Source organism: Mesorhizobium sp. M6A.T.Ce.TU.002.03.1.1, assembly GCF_003997275.1.
GTDB classification, from domain to species: Bacteria; Pseudomonadota; Alphaproteobacteria; order Rhizobiales; family Rhizobiaceae; genus Mesorhizobium; species Mesorhizobium mediterraneum.
In genome coordinates, this window is sequence record NZ_RZTI01000063.1 from 1 (window position 1) to 13,924 (window position 13,924).

A 13,924-nucleotide genomic window follows, 5' to 3' on the forward strand; every position below is an offset into this window, starting at 1 on the left:
GCGCTCGCCGATGCAAAAGAGAACCTTTCCTGCACCGAACTCAAGGCGGGTGCGGCAGGCGTGATCACAGTGCGCCAGGTCGAAGCAGGGCAGGTGGTGCAGGCGGCGCAGACCGTCTTCACCCTTGCCGAGGACGGCGACCGCGATGCGGTCTTCAACGTAGAGGAAACGCTGGTCGCCAAGACGCCGGCAGCACCGGCGGTGACAATCACACTGTTGTCGGATCCGCAGATCAAGGCGATGGGCAAGGTGCGCGAAATCTCGCCAGCGGTCGATCCGGCTTCAGGCTCGATCCGGGTCAAGGTCGCCATTCCCGACACGCCCGCAGGCATGCCGCTGGGCGCGGCCGTCATCGGCTCGGTCAGCGCCCAGCCGTTGAAAGCAGTGATCCTGCCGTGGCAGGCATTGACCTTGAGCGACGGCAAGCCGGCCGTCTGGGTCGTAGATCAATCGACCAAGGCAGTGACAACGGCACAGGTGGAGGTGCTTGCCTTTGGATCCGGCTCGGTCGTCATCGACAAGGGACTGGAGGCAGGCCAAACCGTCGTCACCGCCGGCGGCCAGTTGCTCAGCCCCGGCCAGACCGTCGAGATAGCGGGAGCGGGGCAATGAACCGGTCCCTGCGCAGCGCTACCGCGCTTGTCCCTGCCCTGTTTGGGCTGGTGCTCGGCGCCTGCTCGCAATCGGAAGAGAAGCCGCCCGAGATCATCCGACCGGTGCTGTCGGTGGTGGTCGAGCCACGCACCATAGAGACCTTCGGCTTCGCCGGATCCGTCGAACCGCAATTCAGCGCCGATCTTGCCTTCCGCCTGCTTGGCCGGGTCGTCGCCCGCGATGTCAAGGTCGGCGATATCGTCACCAAGGGCACGACGATCGCGGCGCTCGATCCGACGGCGCTGGAGCTTGCCGAGCAGGCGGCGAAGGCGGAACTCTCCAACGCGCAGGCGCAATTTGCCAACGCCGCCGCCAGCGAGGAGCGCCAGCGCCAGTTGCTTGCCGCCGCCAACACCTCGCAAGCCGTCTTCGACGCCGCGCAGCAAGCCAGGCAGGCCGCCGCGGCCGGCATCGAGCGGGCCAATGCGGCCCTTGCCAAATCGCAGGAGCAGCTTGGCTATACCAGGTTGTTCTCGGACTTCGATGGCGTGGTCACCGCCGTCGGCGCCGAGGTCGGCCAGACGGTCTCGCCCGGCCAGACCGTCGTCACGGTGGCGCGCTCCGACCCGCGTGAAGCAGTCGTCGACATTCCCGACCAGTTGACCGGCGATCTCGCCGTCGGCACGCCCTTCCAGATCACCCTGCAATCGCGGCCGACGATACGCAGCGAAGCCAGGCTGCGCGAGATCGCCCCGCAAGCCGAAGGTTCGACCCGAACGCGCCGCATCCGGCTGACGCTCATCGATCCGCCGCCGGCATTCAGGCTTGGCTCGACGGTGACGGCGACCCGCATGGCCAAGATCGCGCCGACGATCGAGTTGCCGCTTTCGGCGCTGCTGGAGAAGAACGGCAGACAAAAAGTCTGGATCGTCGACCAGCAGACGTCGAGCGTGAGTGCCCGCGACATCAAAATTGCCGCCAAGGGTGCCGCCAACTTCACCGTCGCCGAGGGCCTCGATGCCGGCATGCGCGTCGTCACCGCCGGCGTCCACAGCCTGACCGAGGGACAGAAGGTCAAGATCCCTGAGGGAGGGGCTACATGAAGGGCTTCAACCTCTCCGATTGGGCGCTGAGCCATCGTTCGCTGGTGTGGTATTTCATGCTGGTCTTCGTCGTGGCCGGCGTCTTTGCCTATCTCAATCTCGGCCGAGAGGAAGACCCCGCCTTCACCATCAAGACTATGGTCATCCAGGCCAACTGGCCCGGCGCATCGGTCAACGAGACGGTGCGGCAGGTCACCGACCGCATCGAGAAGAAGCTCGAAGAGCTCGACAGCCTCGACTATACCAAATCCGTCACCTCCGCCGGCAAGACCGTCATCTTCGTCAACTTGAAGCCGACGACCAGGGCGCGCGATGTCGTGCCGACCTGGCTGCAGGTGCGCAACATGGTCAACGACATCTGGGCGCAGTTTCCGCAAGGCGTGCAGGGACCGTTCTTCAACGACCGCTTCGGCGACGTCTACGGCAACATCTATGCCTTCACCGCCGACGGGCTGACGCCGCGCCAGTTGCGCGACTATGTCGAGGATGTCAGGACAAAGATCCTGGCCGTGCCGAATGCCGGCAAGGTCGATCTGGTCGGTGCCCGGGACGAAGCGATCTACCTCGAATTCTCGACCCGCCAGATCGCGGCTCTCGGCCTCAACCAGCAGGCGATCGTGGCCAGCCTGCAGGCGCAGAACGCGATCACGCCGTCCGGCGTCATCCAGTCCGGGCCGGAGCGCATCAGCGTGCGTGTGAGCGGCCAGTTCACCTCGGAAGAGAGCCTTCGCGCCATCAATTTGCGCGTCAACGATCGCTTCTTCCGGCTGAGCGACGTGGCGACGATTTCGCGCGGCTATGTCGACCCGCCGACGGCCTTGTTCCGCTTCAACGGGCAGGACGCGATCGGCCTCGCCATCGGCATGAAGCCCAACGCCAATCTGCTGGAGTTCGGCGAGGCCCTGCACGAGGAGATGAATAAGGTGCTGGCCGACCTGCCAATCGGCGTCGGCGTGCATCTGGTCGCCGACCAGCCTGTCATCGTCGAGGAGGCGGTTTCAGGCTTCACCCGCGCCCTGTTCGAGGCGGTCGCCATCGTGCTTGCCGTGTCCTTCATCAGCCTCGGCATGCGCGCCGGATTTGTGGTGGCGCTGTCGATCCCGCTGGTGCTGGCCATCACCTTCACGGTCATGGCCTATCTCGGCATATCGCTGCAGCGCATTTCGCTCGGCGCGCTGATTATCTCGCTCGGCCTGCTGGTCGACGACGCCATGATCGCGGTGGAGATGATGGTGGCGCGGCTGGAAGTCGGCGACAATCTGCGCAAGGCGGCGACCTATGTCTACACCTCGACCGCTTTCCCGATGCTGACCGGCACGCTGGTGACGGTCGCCGGCTTCATCCCGATCGGCCTCAACAACAGCGCCGCCGGCGAATACACATTCACGCTGTTCGTCGTCATCGCCGTGTCGCTGCTGGTGTCATGGATCGTCGCGGTGCTGTTTGCACCGCTGCTCGGCGTCACCATCCTGCCGGCGACGATGAAGCAGCATCATGAAAAGCCCGGCCGCTTCACCGCGCTGTTCCGACGCATCCTCGTCGGCTCGGTGCGTCATCACTGGCTGACCATCATCGCAACCGTGCTGTTGTTCGGGGCTTCGCTGGCCGGCTTCGGCCTCGTCCAGCAGCAGTTCTTTCCACCATCCGACCGGCCGGAACTGATCGTCGACTGGAACCTGCCGCAGAACTCCTCGATCGCCGAGACCCGGGACCAGATGGAGCGCTTCGAGCAGCGGGCTCTGGTCGGCAATTCCGATGTCGACCGCTTCAGCTCCTATATCGGCCAGGGCGCGGTTCGCTTCGTGCTGACCTATGATGTGCAGCCGGGCAATCCCTATTTCGGCCAGACCGTCATCGTCACCAAGAGCATCGAGGCGCGCAACCGGGTCAAGCCGGCCCTGGAAAAGCTGCTGCGCGACGAGTTCGTCGGCACCGACGCCTTCGTCAAGCCGCTCGAGCTCGGGCCGCCGGTCGGGCGGCCGGTGCAGTACCGCGTCGGCGGTCCTGACGTCCAGACGGTACGGACGCTGGCGCAGGAATTCGCCGGCATCATTTCCGCCAATCCGAAGCTGGCCGCACCCACTTTCGACTGGAACGAGCCCGAGCGCGTGCTGAGGGTCGACGTGCTGCAGGATAAGGCACGGCAACTCGGCATCACCTCTTCGGACATTGCCAGCGCGCTGAACAGCACGGTGGGTGGCTCCACCATCACCCAGGTGCGCGACGCGACCTATCTGATCAACGTGGTGGCCCGCTCGCGCGAGGCCGAACGGGGTTCGATCGGCACGCTGCAGAACATGCAGTTGCCGACCGGGACAGGCGAGGCGATCCCGCTCGCTGCGGTGGCGAACTTCCGCTACGAGCTCGAACAGCCGACGGTGTGGCGCCGCGACCGGATCCCGACCATCACCGTGCGCGCCGGTCTGGTCGGCGACGTGCTGCCCGCCACCGTGGTCAACGAGTTGAAGCCGTCTGTCGACGCCTTCATCACCAAATTGCCGCCGGGCTATTCGATCGCCACCGCCGGCTCGGTCGAAGAAAGCGCCAACAGCCAGGGGCCGATCGCTGCCGTGGTGCCGCTGATGCTGTTTGTCATGGCGACCATCCTGATGGTGCAGTTGCAGAGCTTCCAGCGTCTGTTCCTAGTCGTGGCGGTGGCGCCGCTCGGCCTGATCGGCGTGGTGGCGGCACTGGTACCGAGCGGGGCGCCGCTCGGCTTCGTCGCCATCCTTGGCGTGCTGGCGCTGATCGGCATCCTGATCCGCAACTCGGTCATCCTGATCGTGCAGATCGAGCAACTTGTCGCCGAGGGCAAGGACCGCTGGGCAGCCGTCATCGAGGCGACCGAGCATCGCATGCGGCCGATCGCGCTAACGGCGGCGGCCGCCAGCCTGGCGCTGATCCCGATCGCGCGCGAAGTGTTCTGGGGGCCGATGGCCTATGCCATGATGGGCGGCATCATCGCCGGCACGGCGATCACGCTGCTGTTCTTGCCGGCGCTTTATGTGACGTGGTTCAGGATCAAGGAGCCTAAGACGACGCCGGAAGACGACACGAGCGCAAACGGTGGCGACGAGGTTCCTACAGGCAGCGTGGCCTGACAGGGCGCTTGCGAATTGCGTCGCGTTCCTTCGCGCCCCCCTCTGTCCTGCCGGACATCTCCCCCACAAGGAGGGAGATCTGCGGTTTCGGCGCCGCGCTCACTCCTGTGACGATAGGCGAAGCCATCGATGACGGCCAATCTCCCCACCTGTGGGGGAGATGTCCGGCAGGACAGAGGGGGGCGCGACGGAGCTCGACGCAGAAAACTACACCCTCACAAACCCTTCGCTCGCCCTGAGCAGGTTGCGCGTGTAGTCCTTCGTCACGTGACGCCGGACGAGATCGTCCGCGGTGAGGTGTTCGACCGCCTCGCCATTCTGCATCACCATCAGCCGCTCGCACATATGGGTGATGATGGCGAGGTCGTGGCTGACCATCAGGAAGGTCAGCTTGCGCCGACGCCGGATCTCTTCCAGCAGGTTGAGCACTTCGGCCTGCACCGAAGCGTCGAGTGCAGAGGTCGGCTCGTCGAGCAGCAGGATCGACGGCTCGAGGATCAGCGCCCGCGCGATGGCGACGCGCTGGCGCTGGCCGCCCGACAATTGATGCGAATAGCGGAAGCGGAAGCCGGTCCCTAGGCCGACTTCGTCCAGCGCCCGCTGGATGCGTTTCTCACCATCCGCAAAGCCGTGGATGGCGAGCGGCTCCTGCAGCAGGCGGTCGACGGTCTGGCGCGGATGCAACGAGCCGTAAGGGTCCTGGAAGACCATCTGCACCTCACGATAGAAAGCCTTGTCACGGCGCGCGCCGAGTCTTTTTCCGTTGACGGTGATGCTGCCCGAAGCGGCCGGTGCGAGGCCGGCGATTGCCCTGAGAAGCGTCGATTTGCCGGAGCCGGATTCGCCGACCAGGCCGAAGGATTCGCCTGACAGCACGTCGAGGCTGACGCCCTTCAGCGCGCGAAAACGGTCGAAGATCACCTCCAGCCTGTCGACGGAAAGGGCCGAAGTCATGCCGCCCACTCCGGCTTGCGGTCGAGCACGGGCAGCGGGTGGCGGTCGGCACCGATCTTGGGCATGCAGTTGAGCAGCCCGCGCGTATAGGGATGCTGGGCGCGGCCGAGCTCCGACGCCGCCAGCTGCTCGACCACCTTGCCGGCATACATGACGATCACCCGGTCGCAGAAGGACGAGACCAGGCGCAGATCGTGCGAGATGAAGATCAGCCCCATGCCGCGCTCGCTGACCAGCTTGTCGAGGATGCCGAGCACGTCGAGCTGCACGGTGACGTCCAGCGCCGAGGTCGGCTCGTCGGCGATCATCATTTCCGGCCCGGCAATCAGCATCATGGCGATCATGGCGCGCTGGCCCATGCCGCCCGAGACCTCGTGCGGATGCAGGTCGAAGACACGGGCCGGATCACGGATCTGCACGGCCTCCAGCATGGCGAGCGCGCGGTCGCGGGCTTCGGCCTTGCCGGCCTTCTCATGCGTGCGCAGCGTCTCGACGATCTGGCGGCCGATGCTCATCACCGGGTCGAGCGAGTATTTCGGATCCTGCAGGATCATGGCGATGCGTTTTCCGCGCAGCGCCCGGCGGTCGCGGGGCGGCGCTGCAAGCAGGTCGATGCCGTCGAAGGCAAGTTTGTTGGCAGTGACCTCGGCCTGCGGCGGGGTCAGGCCCATGATGGCGCGGCCGGTCTGCGACTTGCCGGAACCGCTCTCGCCGACGATGCCGAGCCGCTCGCGACCAAGCGAGAAGGAGACGCCGCGCACTGCCTCGATCAGGCCGGTGCGCGTCGGAAAGGTGACGCGCAGATCGTCGACCTCCAGCAGCGTGCTCATTGGTCGCTACTCATTGATCACCACTCCGGGGGTCGAGCGCATCGCGCAGGCCGTCGCCGAGCAGGTTGAAGCCGAGGCTGACGATGAGGATGGCAAAGCCCGGCGCACCGGCCACCCACCACTGGTCGAGCACGAAGCGGCGGCCCGACGCGATCATCGCGCCCCATTCCGGCAGCGGCGGTTGCGCGCCGAGGCCGAGGAAGCCGAGACCGGCGGCGGTCAGGATGATGCCGGCCATGTCGAGCGTCACCCTGATGATCAGCGACGAGATGCAGAGCGGCATGATGTGGCGAAGCACGATGCGGAACGGCGAGGCACCCATCAATTGCACCGCCTTGATGTAATCCGAATTGCGCACGGTGAGCGTTTCGGCGCGGGCAATGCGCGCGTAAGGCGGCCACGAGGTGATGGCGATGGCGAGCACTGCGTTCTCGATGCCGGGGCCAAGTGCGGCGACAAAGGCCAGCGCCAGGATCAGCTTCGGAAAGGCCAGAAAGATGTCGGTGATGCGCATCAGGATCGCATCGATCCAGCCGCCGGCATAGCCGGCGACCGTGCCGACCAGCAGGCCGATAGGGGCGGCAATGACGGCGACGAGAATGACGACGTAGAGCGTCCATCGCGAGCCGAAGATGACGCGCGAAAGGATGTCTCGGCCGAGGTCGTCGGTGCCGAACCAATGCTCGGCACTCGGCGCCAGGAGGCGCGAGCCCTTGAGGTCGCCGATTGTCGGCGAATAGGGCGCCAGCACATCGGCAAAGGCCGCGACCACCAGCAAAGCGATGATGATGAGCAGGCCGAGAAACGCCAGCCGGTTGGCGGAAAAGCGCCGCCACGCCACATAGGCGCGGCCGAGCCTTGCCTGCATGCGCGATGCCGGCCGCTCGCTGAGCAGCCAGTCGCGACGGCTTTGTATCGCCTCTGCGCTCATCTCACTTTGGTCCTCGGATCGAGCACTCGGTAGAGCAGGTCGGACAGGAGATTGATGCCGATGAAGACCGAGCCGATGACGATGGTGCCGCCGAGCACCGCGTTCATGTCGGCGTTCTGCAGGGAATTGGTGATGTAGAGGCCGATGCCGGGCCATGAAAACACGGTCTCGGTCAGCACCGAGCCTTCGAGCAGCCCGGCATAGGAAAGCGCAATTACGGTGACCATCGGCACCGCCGCGTTGCGCAGCGCGTGCCCCCAGATGATGCGTGTCTCCGACAGGCCTTTGGCGCGCGCTGCGACGATATATTCCTGGGCAAGCTCGTTCAGCATGAACGAGCGAGTCATCCGGCTGACGTATGCAAGCGAGAAATAGCCGAGCAACGAGGCCGGCAGGATGATGTGGCGAAAGGCATCGAAAAACACATCCCACTGCCGCTGCCACAGAGCATCAAGAAGATAGAAGCCGGTGATCGGCGTGAAGGTGTATTCGTAGACGATATCGAGGCGGCCGGGAAAAGCCACCCATTGCAGCTTGGCATAGAACAGCACAAGCGCCAGCAATCCCAGCCAGAAGATCGGCACGGAGTAGCCGACCAGGCCGATGATGCGCACGATCTGGTCGATGATGCTGCCGCGCTTGACGGCAGCCAGCACGCCGAGCGGCACGCCGATCACCGAACCGATCAGCGTCCCCAGCGTCGCCAGCTCGATCGTCGCCGGAAAGGCGCGGCGGATGTCGGTCATCACCGGATTGGTGGTCAGCACCGATGTGCCGAAATTGCCGTTCAGGGCATTCTTCACATAGATGTAGAACTGCTCGATCAGCGGCAGGTCGAGCCCCATCTCGCGGCGTGTGCGCTCGACGACATTGGCCGGCGCCCGGTCGCCGAGCACCGCCAGCACCGGGTCGATCGGGATCACCCGGCCGATGAAGAAGGTCACCGCGAGAAGACCGAGATAGGTGGTTACCGCGATGACCAGGAAGCGGGCGATCGACGACGCGACAGCGACAGCACGGGCGCTGCCGCGCCCTGCCGTCGCTTCGCTTTCAACAGTGCTCATGCGGCGCGTCCGCCGGCATCATTCCTTAGAGATCTGGCCGACGAAGTTGGTGTCGAAGCTCGGGCCGAGCGCGAACCCCTTGAGGTTCTTGCGCAGGCCGGCCACTTCCAGCTGCTGGTGAACGATGATGAAGGGACTGGTTTCGAGGATCTTCTTCTGCAGATCCTGGTACATTGCGGCGCGCTTGGCCGGATCCTTCTCGAGCAGGGCCGCCTCCGTCTCCTTGCTCAAGTCCGGAATGTCCCAGGCGTTGCGCCAGGCCAGTGTCTTGGTCTTGCCTTCATCCGAATTGTCGGGGTTGCTGGCGAAGGTCTGGGCATTGGAGTTCGGATCGAAATAATCCTGGCCCCACTGGCCGATATAGATGTCGTGGTTGCGGGCGCGGTATTTAGTCAGCGTCTGCTTGCCATCGCCGGGAATGATCTCCAGCTTGACGCCGGCCTGTCCCAGCGTCTGCTGGAACGATTCCGCCATGCCGGTCACCGGCTGGGTGTTGCGCACGTCCATGGTGACGCTGAAACCGTCGGCGAGACCGGCCTTGGCGAGCAGTTCCTTGGCCTTGGCGAGATCGAATTTGAACGGGTTCTCGTCCAGTTCGCCGAGCACGCCTTTGGGCAGGAAGGTCTGGTGGATCTCGCCGATGCCCTTGAGGATGGTCGAGCTCAAGGCATCATAGTCGACGAGATATTTGAAGGCCTGGCGAACCTCTGGCTTGGCGAGGTTCGGGTTCTTCTGGTTGAGGCTGATGTAATAGACCGTGCCTTTCGGCGCGCTGGTGGTGGTGAGATCGGCGTTCTTGGCGATGGCGTCGAGGTCGTTCGGCTCCAGATTGCGGGCAACGTCGATGTCGCCGGCCTCGAGCGCCAGGCGCTGGCCCGAGCTTTCCTTCATGTTGCGGTAGATGACGCGGGCAAGCTTGGCCTTTTCGCCGTGATAATTGTCGTTGCGCTCCATGACGACGACCTCGTTGGCCCGCCATTCGCGCAGCTTGAAGGCGCCGGAGCCGGCATAGCCGGTCTTCAGCCACGCGTTGCCGAAATCGTTGTCGTATTTGTAGTCGGCACTCGGCGTGACCGCGGCGACGTGTTCCTTGACCAGCTTGGCGTCGACGACCGAGGCGACCGTTGCCGACAGACAGTTCAAGACGAAGCTCGGCGCATAGGCCTTGTCGACGGTGAACTGGAACGTCGTGTCATCGACGGCCTTGGCTTTGTCGGCAACGTTGTCGCCATTGATGCCGAACTGCCCGATGATGAAGGCCGGGCTCTTGTCGAGCTTGATGGCGCGCTCGAACGAATAGGCGACGTCGGCCGCCGTGATCGGATTGCCCGAGGCAAATTTCAGGCCGGGCTTGAGCTTGAAGGTGTAGACCAGGCCGTCGTCGGAGACAGTCCAGCTTTCGGCAAGATCGCCCTTGACCTTGGAGGTATCGCTCAAGTCGAGGCGGACGAGCAGATCGTAGGTGTTGCCGGTGACCTCGGCGGTCGACAGCTCGAACGCCTCGCCCGGATCCATGGAGATGATGTCGTCGATCGCGAAACCCTCGACCAGCGTGTCGGCGGGCGTCACGGCAAAGGCAGGCGCGCCGGCCAGAAGCAGCGCGGACATGGCTGCGCCCGCGAGCAAGAAGCAGGAGCGTAGAGCAAACTTTTCCATCATCATTTTTAACTGTTCCCTGTTTTGTTGACCTGAGTTCCCGGCTCAGGGTTGCAGCGTTCTTTGCCACATCGGCCCGAAAATCGGAATCGATTTTCGGAAAGCACGATGTGTAGTCCAAAAGTCTTAGAGCGTCCTTTGCGCGTCCAACGGACGCGCGGCGCTCTAACCGAACGATGGCCCCTGGACCGGTTGTCGCGGCAATTTTTGCCCAGTTCCGCCTCACCATATCCGGCGCTTTCAAGCACGGCAACGAGCATTTGCAAAGCTGTTGGTTGGACCAGATCGGGCAGCCACCACGGCCGTGGCGCGACACCCGGAGTGCAGCTATTTCAACGCGGTGACCAAGTCGGCGTCGGGAAAACAGGTGGCGGCGCGACCGTTCCCGGCCTGCCACTTGCCGATCGAGCGGCGCGTCTTGAAACCGGGCAGGCCGTCGGCGCTGCCGACATCGTAGCCCTCGGCCTCCAGTGCGCGCTGCAAGGTGGCGATGTCCGACCTGTGGAGCCCGCCGACCGCGCCCCAGCTGCCGGAAAAATTGCTGTCGCCATGGGCGATGCGATCAGCGCCGTGGCCGATGAACAGGGCGTAGAGATCGCTGGTGTTGTATTGCTTCAGCACGTAGAAATTGGGCGTGACGATGAAGGCCGGGCCGCTACGGCCGGCCGGCATCAAAAGAAAGCCTTCGGCCTTCAACTCGCGCGCCGGAAACGGCTTTGCCGCGACCCGCTTGATGCCCATATCAGCCCATTCGGAAATCCTCTTGCCCTGGTCCGGACCTTCGAGCGAGCAGGAAACCGTTTCAGGCACAGTCACCTCGAAACCCCAGCCGCGGCCCTTCACCCAACCATAGTGGACGAGATAGTTGGCGATCGAGGCCAGCGTGTCCGGCACCGAGTTCCAGATGTCGGCCCGACCATCGCCATCGAAATCGACGGCATGGTTCAGGAACGAACTCGGCATGAACTGCGGCTGGCCGAGCGCGCCTGCCCAGGACGACTTCATCGCGCTGACAGGGGCCAGCCCACGCTCGACGATCTCGAGCGCTGCGAGCAACTCGGTGCGAAAGAAGTCCTTCCTGGTCGCCAAGAACGCCTTGGTGCCCAGCACTTCGAAAGCATCGTAAGGCATTTTCGCCGCGCCGAAGCCGGTCTCGCGGCCCCAGATCGCCAGCAGCACCTCGTCCGGCACGCCGTAGCGTTTCTCGATCGCGGCGATCGTCCTGGCATTGGCCGCCGCGCGCGACCGACCGCCTGATGTGACGGCGCGAACCGTCTTTTCGGCGAAATAGGCGCCGGGCGAACCGAACTCCGCCTGATGCTGCTTCTGCGGTGTCGTCGCTTTTTTGCCCGGCATCACCAGGTCGGGCAGTTTGAGGTTCGGCTTGACGCCGTCGAAGGCGGCGTCGAAGGTTTTTCTGGAGATGCCTTTGGCATTGGCTTCGGGCCAGAGGTCGCCTTGCAGCCAGGCGTGAAACTGGTCGTCGATTTTTGCTGCGGAGGCGGGGGTGGCGAGGAGGAGGGCAACGAGCGTAGCAAGAAAGAACGCCAATCCGCAAAGTCGACGTTCTGTCGCGCCCCCCTCTGTCCTGCCGGACATCTCCCCCACTTGGGGGGAGATTGGCAGCTTTGGCGATGGCAGCTTTTCTCCAGCGTTGAAGGTTAGCGAAAGCCGGCGTGACGTCCGATCTCCCCCCGTGTGGGGGAGATGTCCGGCAGGACAGAGAGGGGCGCGAAAGAATGCAATCATCTCAAGAATACCCCTCCCCCAATCGCCTCAAAACGCCGTACGCGAGCGCAGCGCCGCGGCCAGCGTGCCTTCGTCGAGATAGTCGAGCTCGCCGCCGACCGGCACGCCATGCGCCAGCCGCGTTACCTTGATGTCGAAGCCGGACAATTGGTCGGTGAGATAGTGCGCGGTGGTCTGGCCCTCGACCGTGGCGTTGACGGCGAGGATCACCTCCTTGACCTCGCCGCCGGCGACGCGGTCGACCAGCGAGCGAATGTTGAGCTGCTCGGGGCCGATGCCGTCGAGCGGCGACAACGAGCCGCCGAGCACATGGTAGCGGACATTCATGGCGGCCGCCCGCTCCAGCGCCCACAGATCGGCCACGTCCTCAACGACGATGAGCGTGCCGGGGTCACGGCGCGGATCGGTGCAGATCATGCAGGGGTCGGACGTGTCGACATTGCCGCAGGTCGAGCAGATGCGCACCTTGTCGACCGCCTCGCTCATGGCGGCGGCGAGCGGCGCCAGCAGCTGCTCCTTCTTCTTGATGAGGTGGAGTGCGGCTCGCCTGGCCGAACGGGGACCGAGCCCCGGCACCTTGGCCAAGAGCTGGATCAGGCGTTCGATCTCGGGACCGGCGATTCGCTTCGACATCGCATCGGTTTAGGATTTTTCAATGGGTTTTGAAACACCGCAGCGGCGGGTGATGTTCAACGCAACGACGCTGCTGCGGGACAATCGCGTCGGCTTGCGCCGCCCCTCATTGCCCTGCCGGGCATTTCTCCCCCTATAGTGACGGGGAGAAAGGGCAGACCGCGACCTCGGCACCCTTCCTGCAAGGCTGACGATTGGCGAAATCATCGACGAGAGCGTCCTTCTCCCCGTCACTAATACGGGGAGAAATGCCCGGCAGGGCAATGAGGGGCGGCGCCGACGTCGACCGCCTCAGTTTTCTTCCAGCGGCCGGGTCTGGCCGGCGATCATCGCACCGATGGCGTCGGTGTTCTCGGGGGTCGATTCAAACGCCATTGTCGGCTCGGCCGACGCGGCCGGGAACGAGGTGACAGGCCGGGTGTCGGCCGTGCCGCCGAAACGGGCCGCGTCCGGCTCCTGCATCGGTTCTTGCATCGCAACAAGGGTCGCCTTCTGTGGCGTCACCTTCTCCAGAGTCGGCTTTACCGGCTGCGATGCGATCGCGGTCACATAGGTTGCCTTGGCGGGTGTTGCTTTGGGAACCGGCGCCGCGGAGGCGACGAGCGTCACCGGAGCGGTGGCCGCCGGCGCCCGCGGCGTGGCTTGTGCCACCGCGACCGTGGGCTCGTCCGGCAGCGGCTTCCAGTTCCGGCCGCGCTTTTCATAGAAGGCGTTGCCGCCGGCAACCATCGTGTAGTGCATGTTCTTGTAGGGGAAGCGCAGGCCGGCGGTGTGAAAGAACATCGTGTTCTTCAGCTTGGCCTTGCGCTCGCCCTTGAGCACCGCCTCGGCGGCCTCCTCGACATCGGGCATCGCCTTCGAATTCATCCGCCGTGTCATCACGCCCGGCGCAAACTGCCCGCGCTCGCCGACCACCTGACAGATGGTGTTGCCGTGCTTGCCGGAGCGCAGCCGGTTCATGACCACGGTGCCAACGGCAATCATGCCGTCACGGCTCGACCGGTTGGATTCGAAGAACATCGCGCGCTGGAGGCACTCCTTGTCCTTCGCTGTGTGACTGGAGGGCCGGGACCTGACGGCATCGGTCAGACTGGCCACGGACAGGCCATGCGAGGTGGTCTGACTGCAGGCGGCCAAAAACAGCGGAGACGTGACGACGCCGAGCAACAACGGCATCTTCCATCGGGTAGAGATCAACAGGTATCCCCTCGTTTCTGCTGCCAGCCCGCCCAGGCTGCGGCAAGAATGAGACACTTTCAGGCAAAAAGATGGCTAAAGCGTTATTAAGCGGAAAGTGGCAGAACAGACA

The 13,924-nt window shown here is 64.3% G+C and carries 11 protein-coding genes; 3 read left to right on the top strand and 8 right to left on the bottom strand.

The features are described 5' to 3' along the window. From EOC93_RS18880 to EOC93_RS18890, 3 genes are all read left to right on the top strand, one after another. The coding region (locus EOC93_RS18880) for an efflux RND transporter periplasmic adaptor subunit (RefSeq protein ID WP_127205371.1) at positions 1-612 on the top strand (612 nt) is incomplete at its 5' end. Beyond that, positions 609-1,697: an efflux RND transporter periplasmic adaptor subunit gene (locus tag EOC93_RS18885; RefSeq protein WP_127205372.1), complete on the top strand. Its 1,089-nt coding sequence runs from the start codon at positions 609-611 to the stop codon at positions 1,695-1,697. The genes EOC93_RS18880 and EOC93_RS18885, both read left to right, overlap by 4 nt. Then, complete coding sequence (locus tag EOC93_RS18890; RefSeq protein ID WP_095487826.1) at positions 1,694-4,798, top strand: efflux RND transporter permease subunit; 3,105 nt, start codon at positions 1,694-1,696, stop codon at positions 4,796-4,798. Before EOC93_RS18885 ends, EOC93_RS18890 begins: the two co-directional genes overlap by 4 nt. A 207-nt stretch (positions 4,799-5,005) precedes the next feature. Here the strand turns inward: EOC93_RS18890 and EOC93_RS18900 are convergent, their stop codons facing one another. The 8 genes from EOC93_RS18900 to EOC93_RS18940 all read right to left on the bottom strand — a co-directional run bounded on the left by EOC93_RS18900 (position 5,006) and on the right by EOC93_RS18940 (position 13,791). Further along, complete coding sequence (locus EOC93_RS18900) at positions 5,006-5,752, bottom strand: ABC transporter ATP-binding protein (RefSeq protein ID WP_127205373.1); 747 nt, start codon at positions 5,750-5,752, stop codon at positions 5,006-5,008. Then, positions 5,749-6,582: an ABC transporter ATP-binding protein gene (locus EOC93_RS18905; RefSeq protein WP_127205374.1), complete on the bottom strand. Its 834-nt coding sequence runs from the start codon at positions 6,580-6,582 to the stop codon at positions 5,749-5,751. The genes EOC93_RS18900 and EOC93_RS18905 overlap by 4 nt, the downstream gene beginning before the upstream one ends. A gap of 10 nt (positions 6,583-6,592) precedes the next feature. Continuing rightward, positions 6,593-7,513 (bottom strand): nickel transporter permease, encoded by a 921-nt coding sequence (gene nikC / locus EOC93_RS18910; protein WP_095487823.1) that lies wholly within the window; start codon positions 7,511-7,513, stop codon positions 6,593-6,595. After that, on the bottom strand, positions 7,510-8,577 hold the full coding sequence (locus EOC93_RS18915; RefSeq protein WP_095487821.1) for an ABC transporter permease: 1,068 nt from the start codon (positions 8,575-8,577) through the stop codon (positions 7,510-7,512). Before EOC93_RS18915 ends, nikC begins: the two co-directional genes overlap by 4 nt. Before the next feature lie 18 nt (positions 8,578-8,595). Further along, the gene (locus EOC93_RS18920; RefSeq protein ID WP_127205375.1) at positions 8,596-10,239 is read right to left on the bottom strand and encodes an ABC transporter substrate-binding protein; all 1,644 of its coding nucleotides are present in this window, start codon (positions 10,237-10,239) and stop codon (positions 8,596-8,598) included. A 321-nt stretch (positions 10,240-10,560) separates the two neighbouring features. Beyond that, entirely contained in the window at positions 10,561-11,832 is a 1,272-nt protein-coding gene (locus tag EOC93_RS18925; RefSeq protein WP_127205381.1) for a lytic murein transglycosylase, read from the bottom strand. 177 nt (positions 11,833-12,009) lie between these two features. Beyond that, positions 12,010-12,615 carry a recombination mediator RecR gene (recR, locus tag EOC93_RS18930; RefSeq protein WP_095487818.1) on the bottom strand — a complete coding sequence of 202 codons (606 nt, stop codon included), beginning with the start codon at positions 12,613-12,615 and terminating at the stop codon, positions 12,010-12,012. A gap of 291 nt (positions 12,616-12,906) precedes the next feature. Continuing rightward, positions 12,907-13,791, bottom strand: a complete 885-nt coding sequence (locus tag EOC93_RS18940; protein ID WP_164759195.1) for a cell wall hydrolase — start codon at positions 13,789-13,791, stop codon at positions 12,907-12,909. Positions 13,792-13,924: the final 133 nt, after the last annotated feature.

Coding starts and splice junctions, on each gene's coding strand:
- EOC93_RS18920 (WP_127205375.1), bottom strand. CDS start 10,239: ATGATGATGGAAAAGTTTGCTCTACGCTCCTGCTTCTTGCTCGCGGGC.
- EOC93_RS18900 (WP_127205373.1), bottom strand. CDS start 5,752: ATGACTTCGGCCCTTTCCGTCGACAGGCTGGAGGTGATCTTCGACCGT.
- EOC93_RS18885 (WP_127205372.1), top strand. CDS start 609: ATGAACCGGTCCCTGCGCAGCGCTACCGCGCTTGTCCCTGCCCTGTTT.
- nikC (WP_095487823.1), bottom strand. CDS start 7,513: ATGAGCGCAGAGGCGATACAAAGCCGTCGCGACTGGCTGCTCAGCGAG.
- EOC93_RS18915 (WP_095487821.1), bottom strand. CDS start 8,577: ATGAGCACTGTTGAAAGCGAAGCGACGGCAGGGCGCGGCAGCGCCCGT.
- EOC93_RS18890 (WP_095487826.1), top strand. CDS start 1,694: ATGAAGGGCTTCAACCTCTCCGATTGGGCGCTGAGCCATCGTTCGCTG.
- EOC93_RS18905 (WP_127205374.1), bottom strand. CDS start 6,582: ATGAGCACGCTGCTGGAGGTCGACGATCTGCGCGTCACCTTTCCGACG.
- EOC93_RS18925 (WP_127205381.1), bottom strand. CDS start 11,832: ATGTCCGGCAGGACAGAGGGGGGCGCGACAGAACGTCGACTTTGCGGA.
- recR (WP_095487818.1), bottom strand. CDS start 12,615: ATGTCGAAGCGAATCGCCGGTCCCGAGATCGAACGCCTGATCCAGCTC.
- EOC93_RS18940 (WP_164759195.1), bottom strand. CDS start 13,791: ATGCCGTTGTTGCTCGGCGTCGTCACGTCTCCGCTGTTTTTGGCCGCC.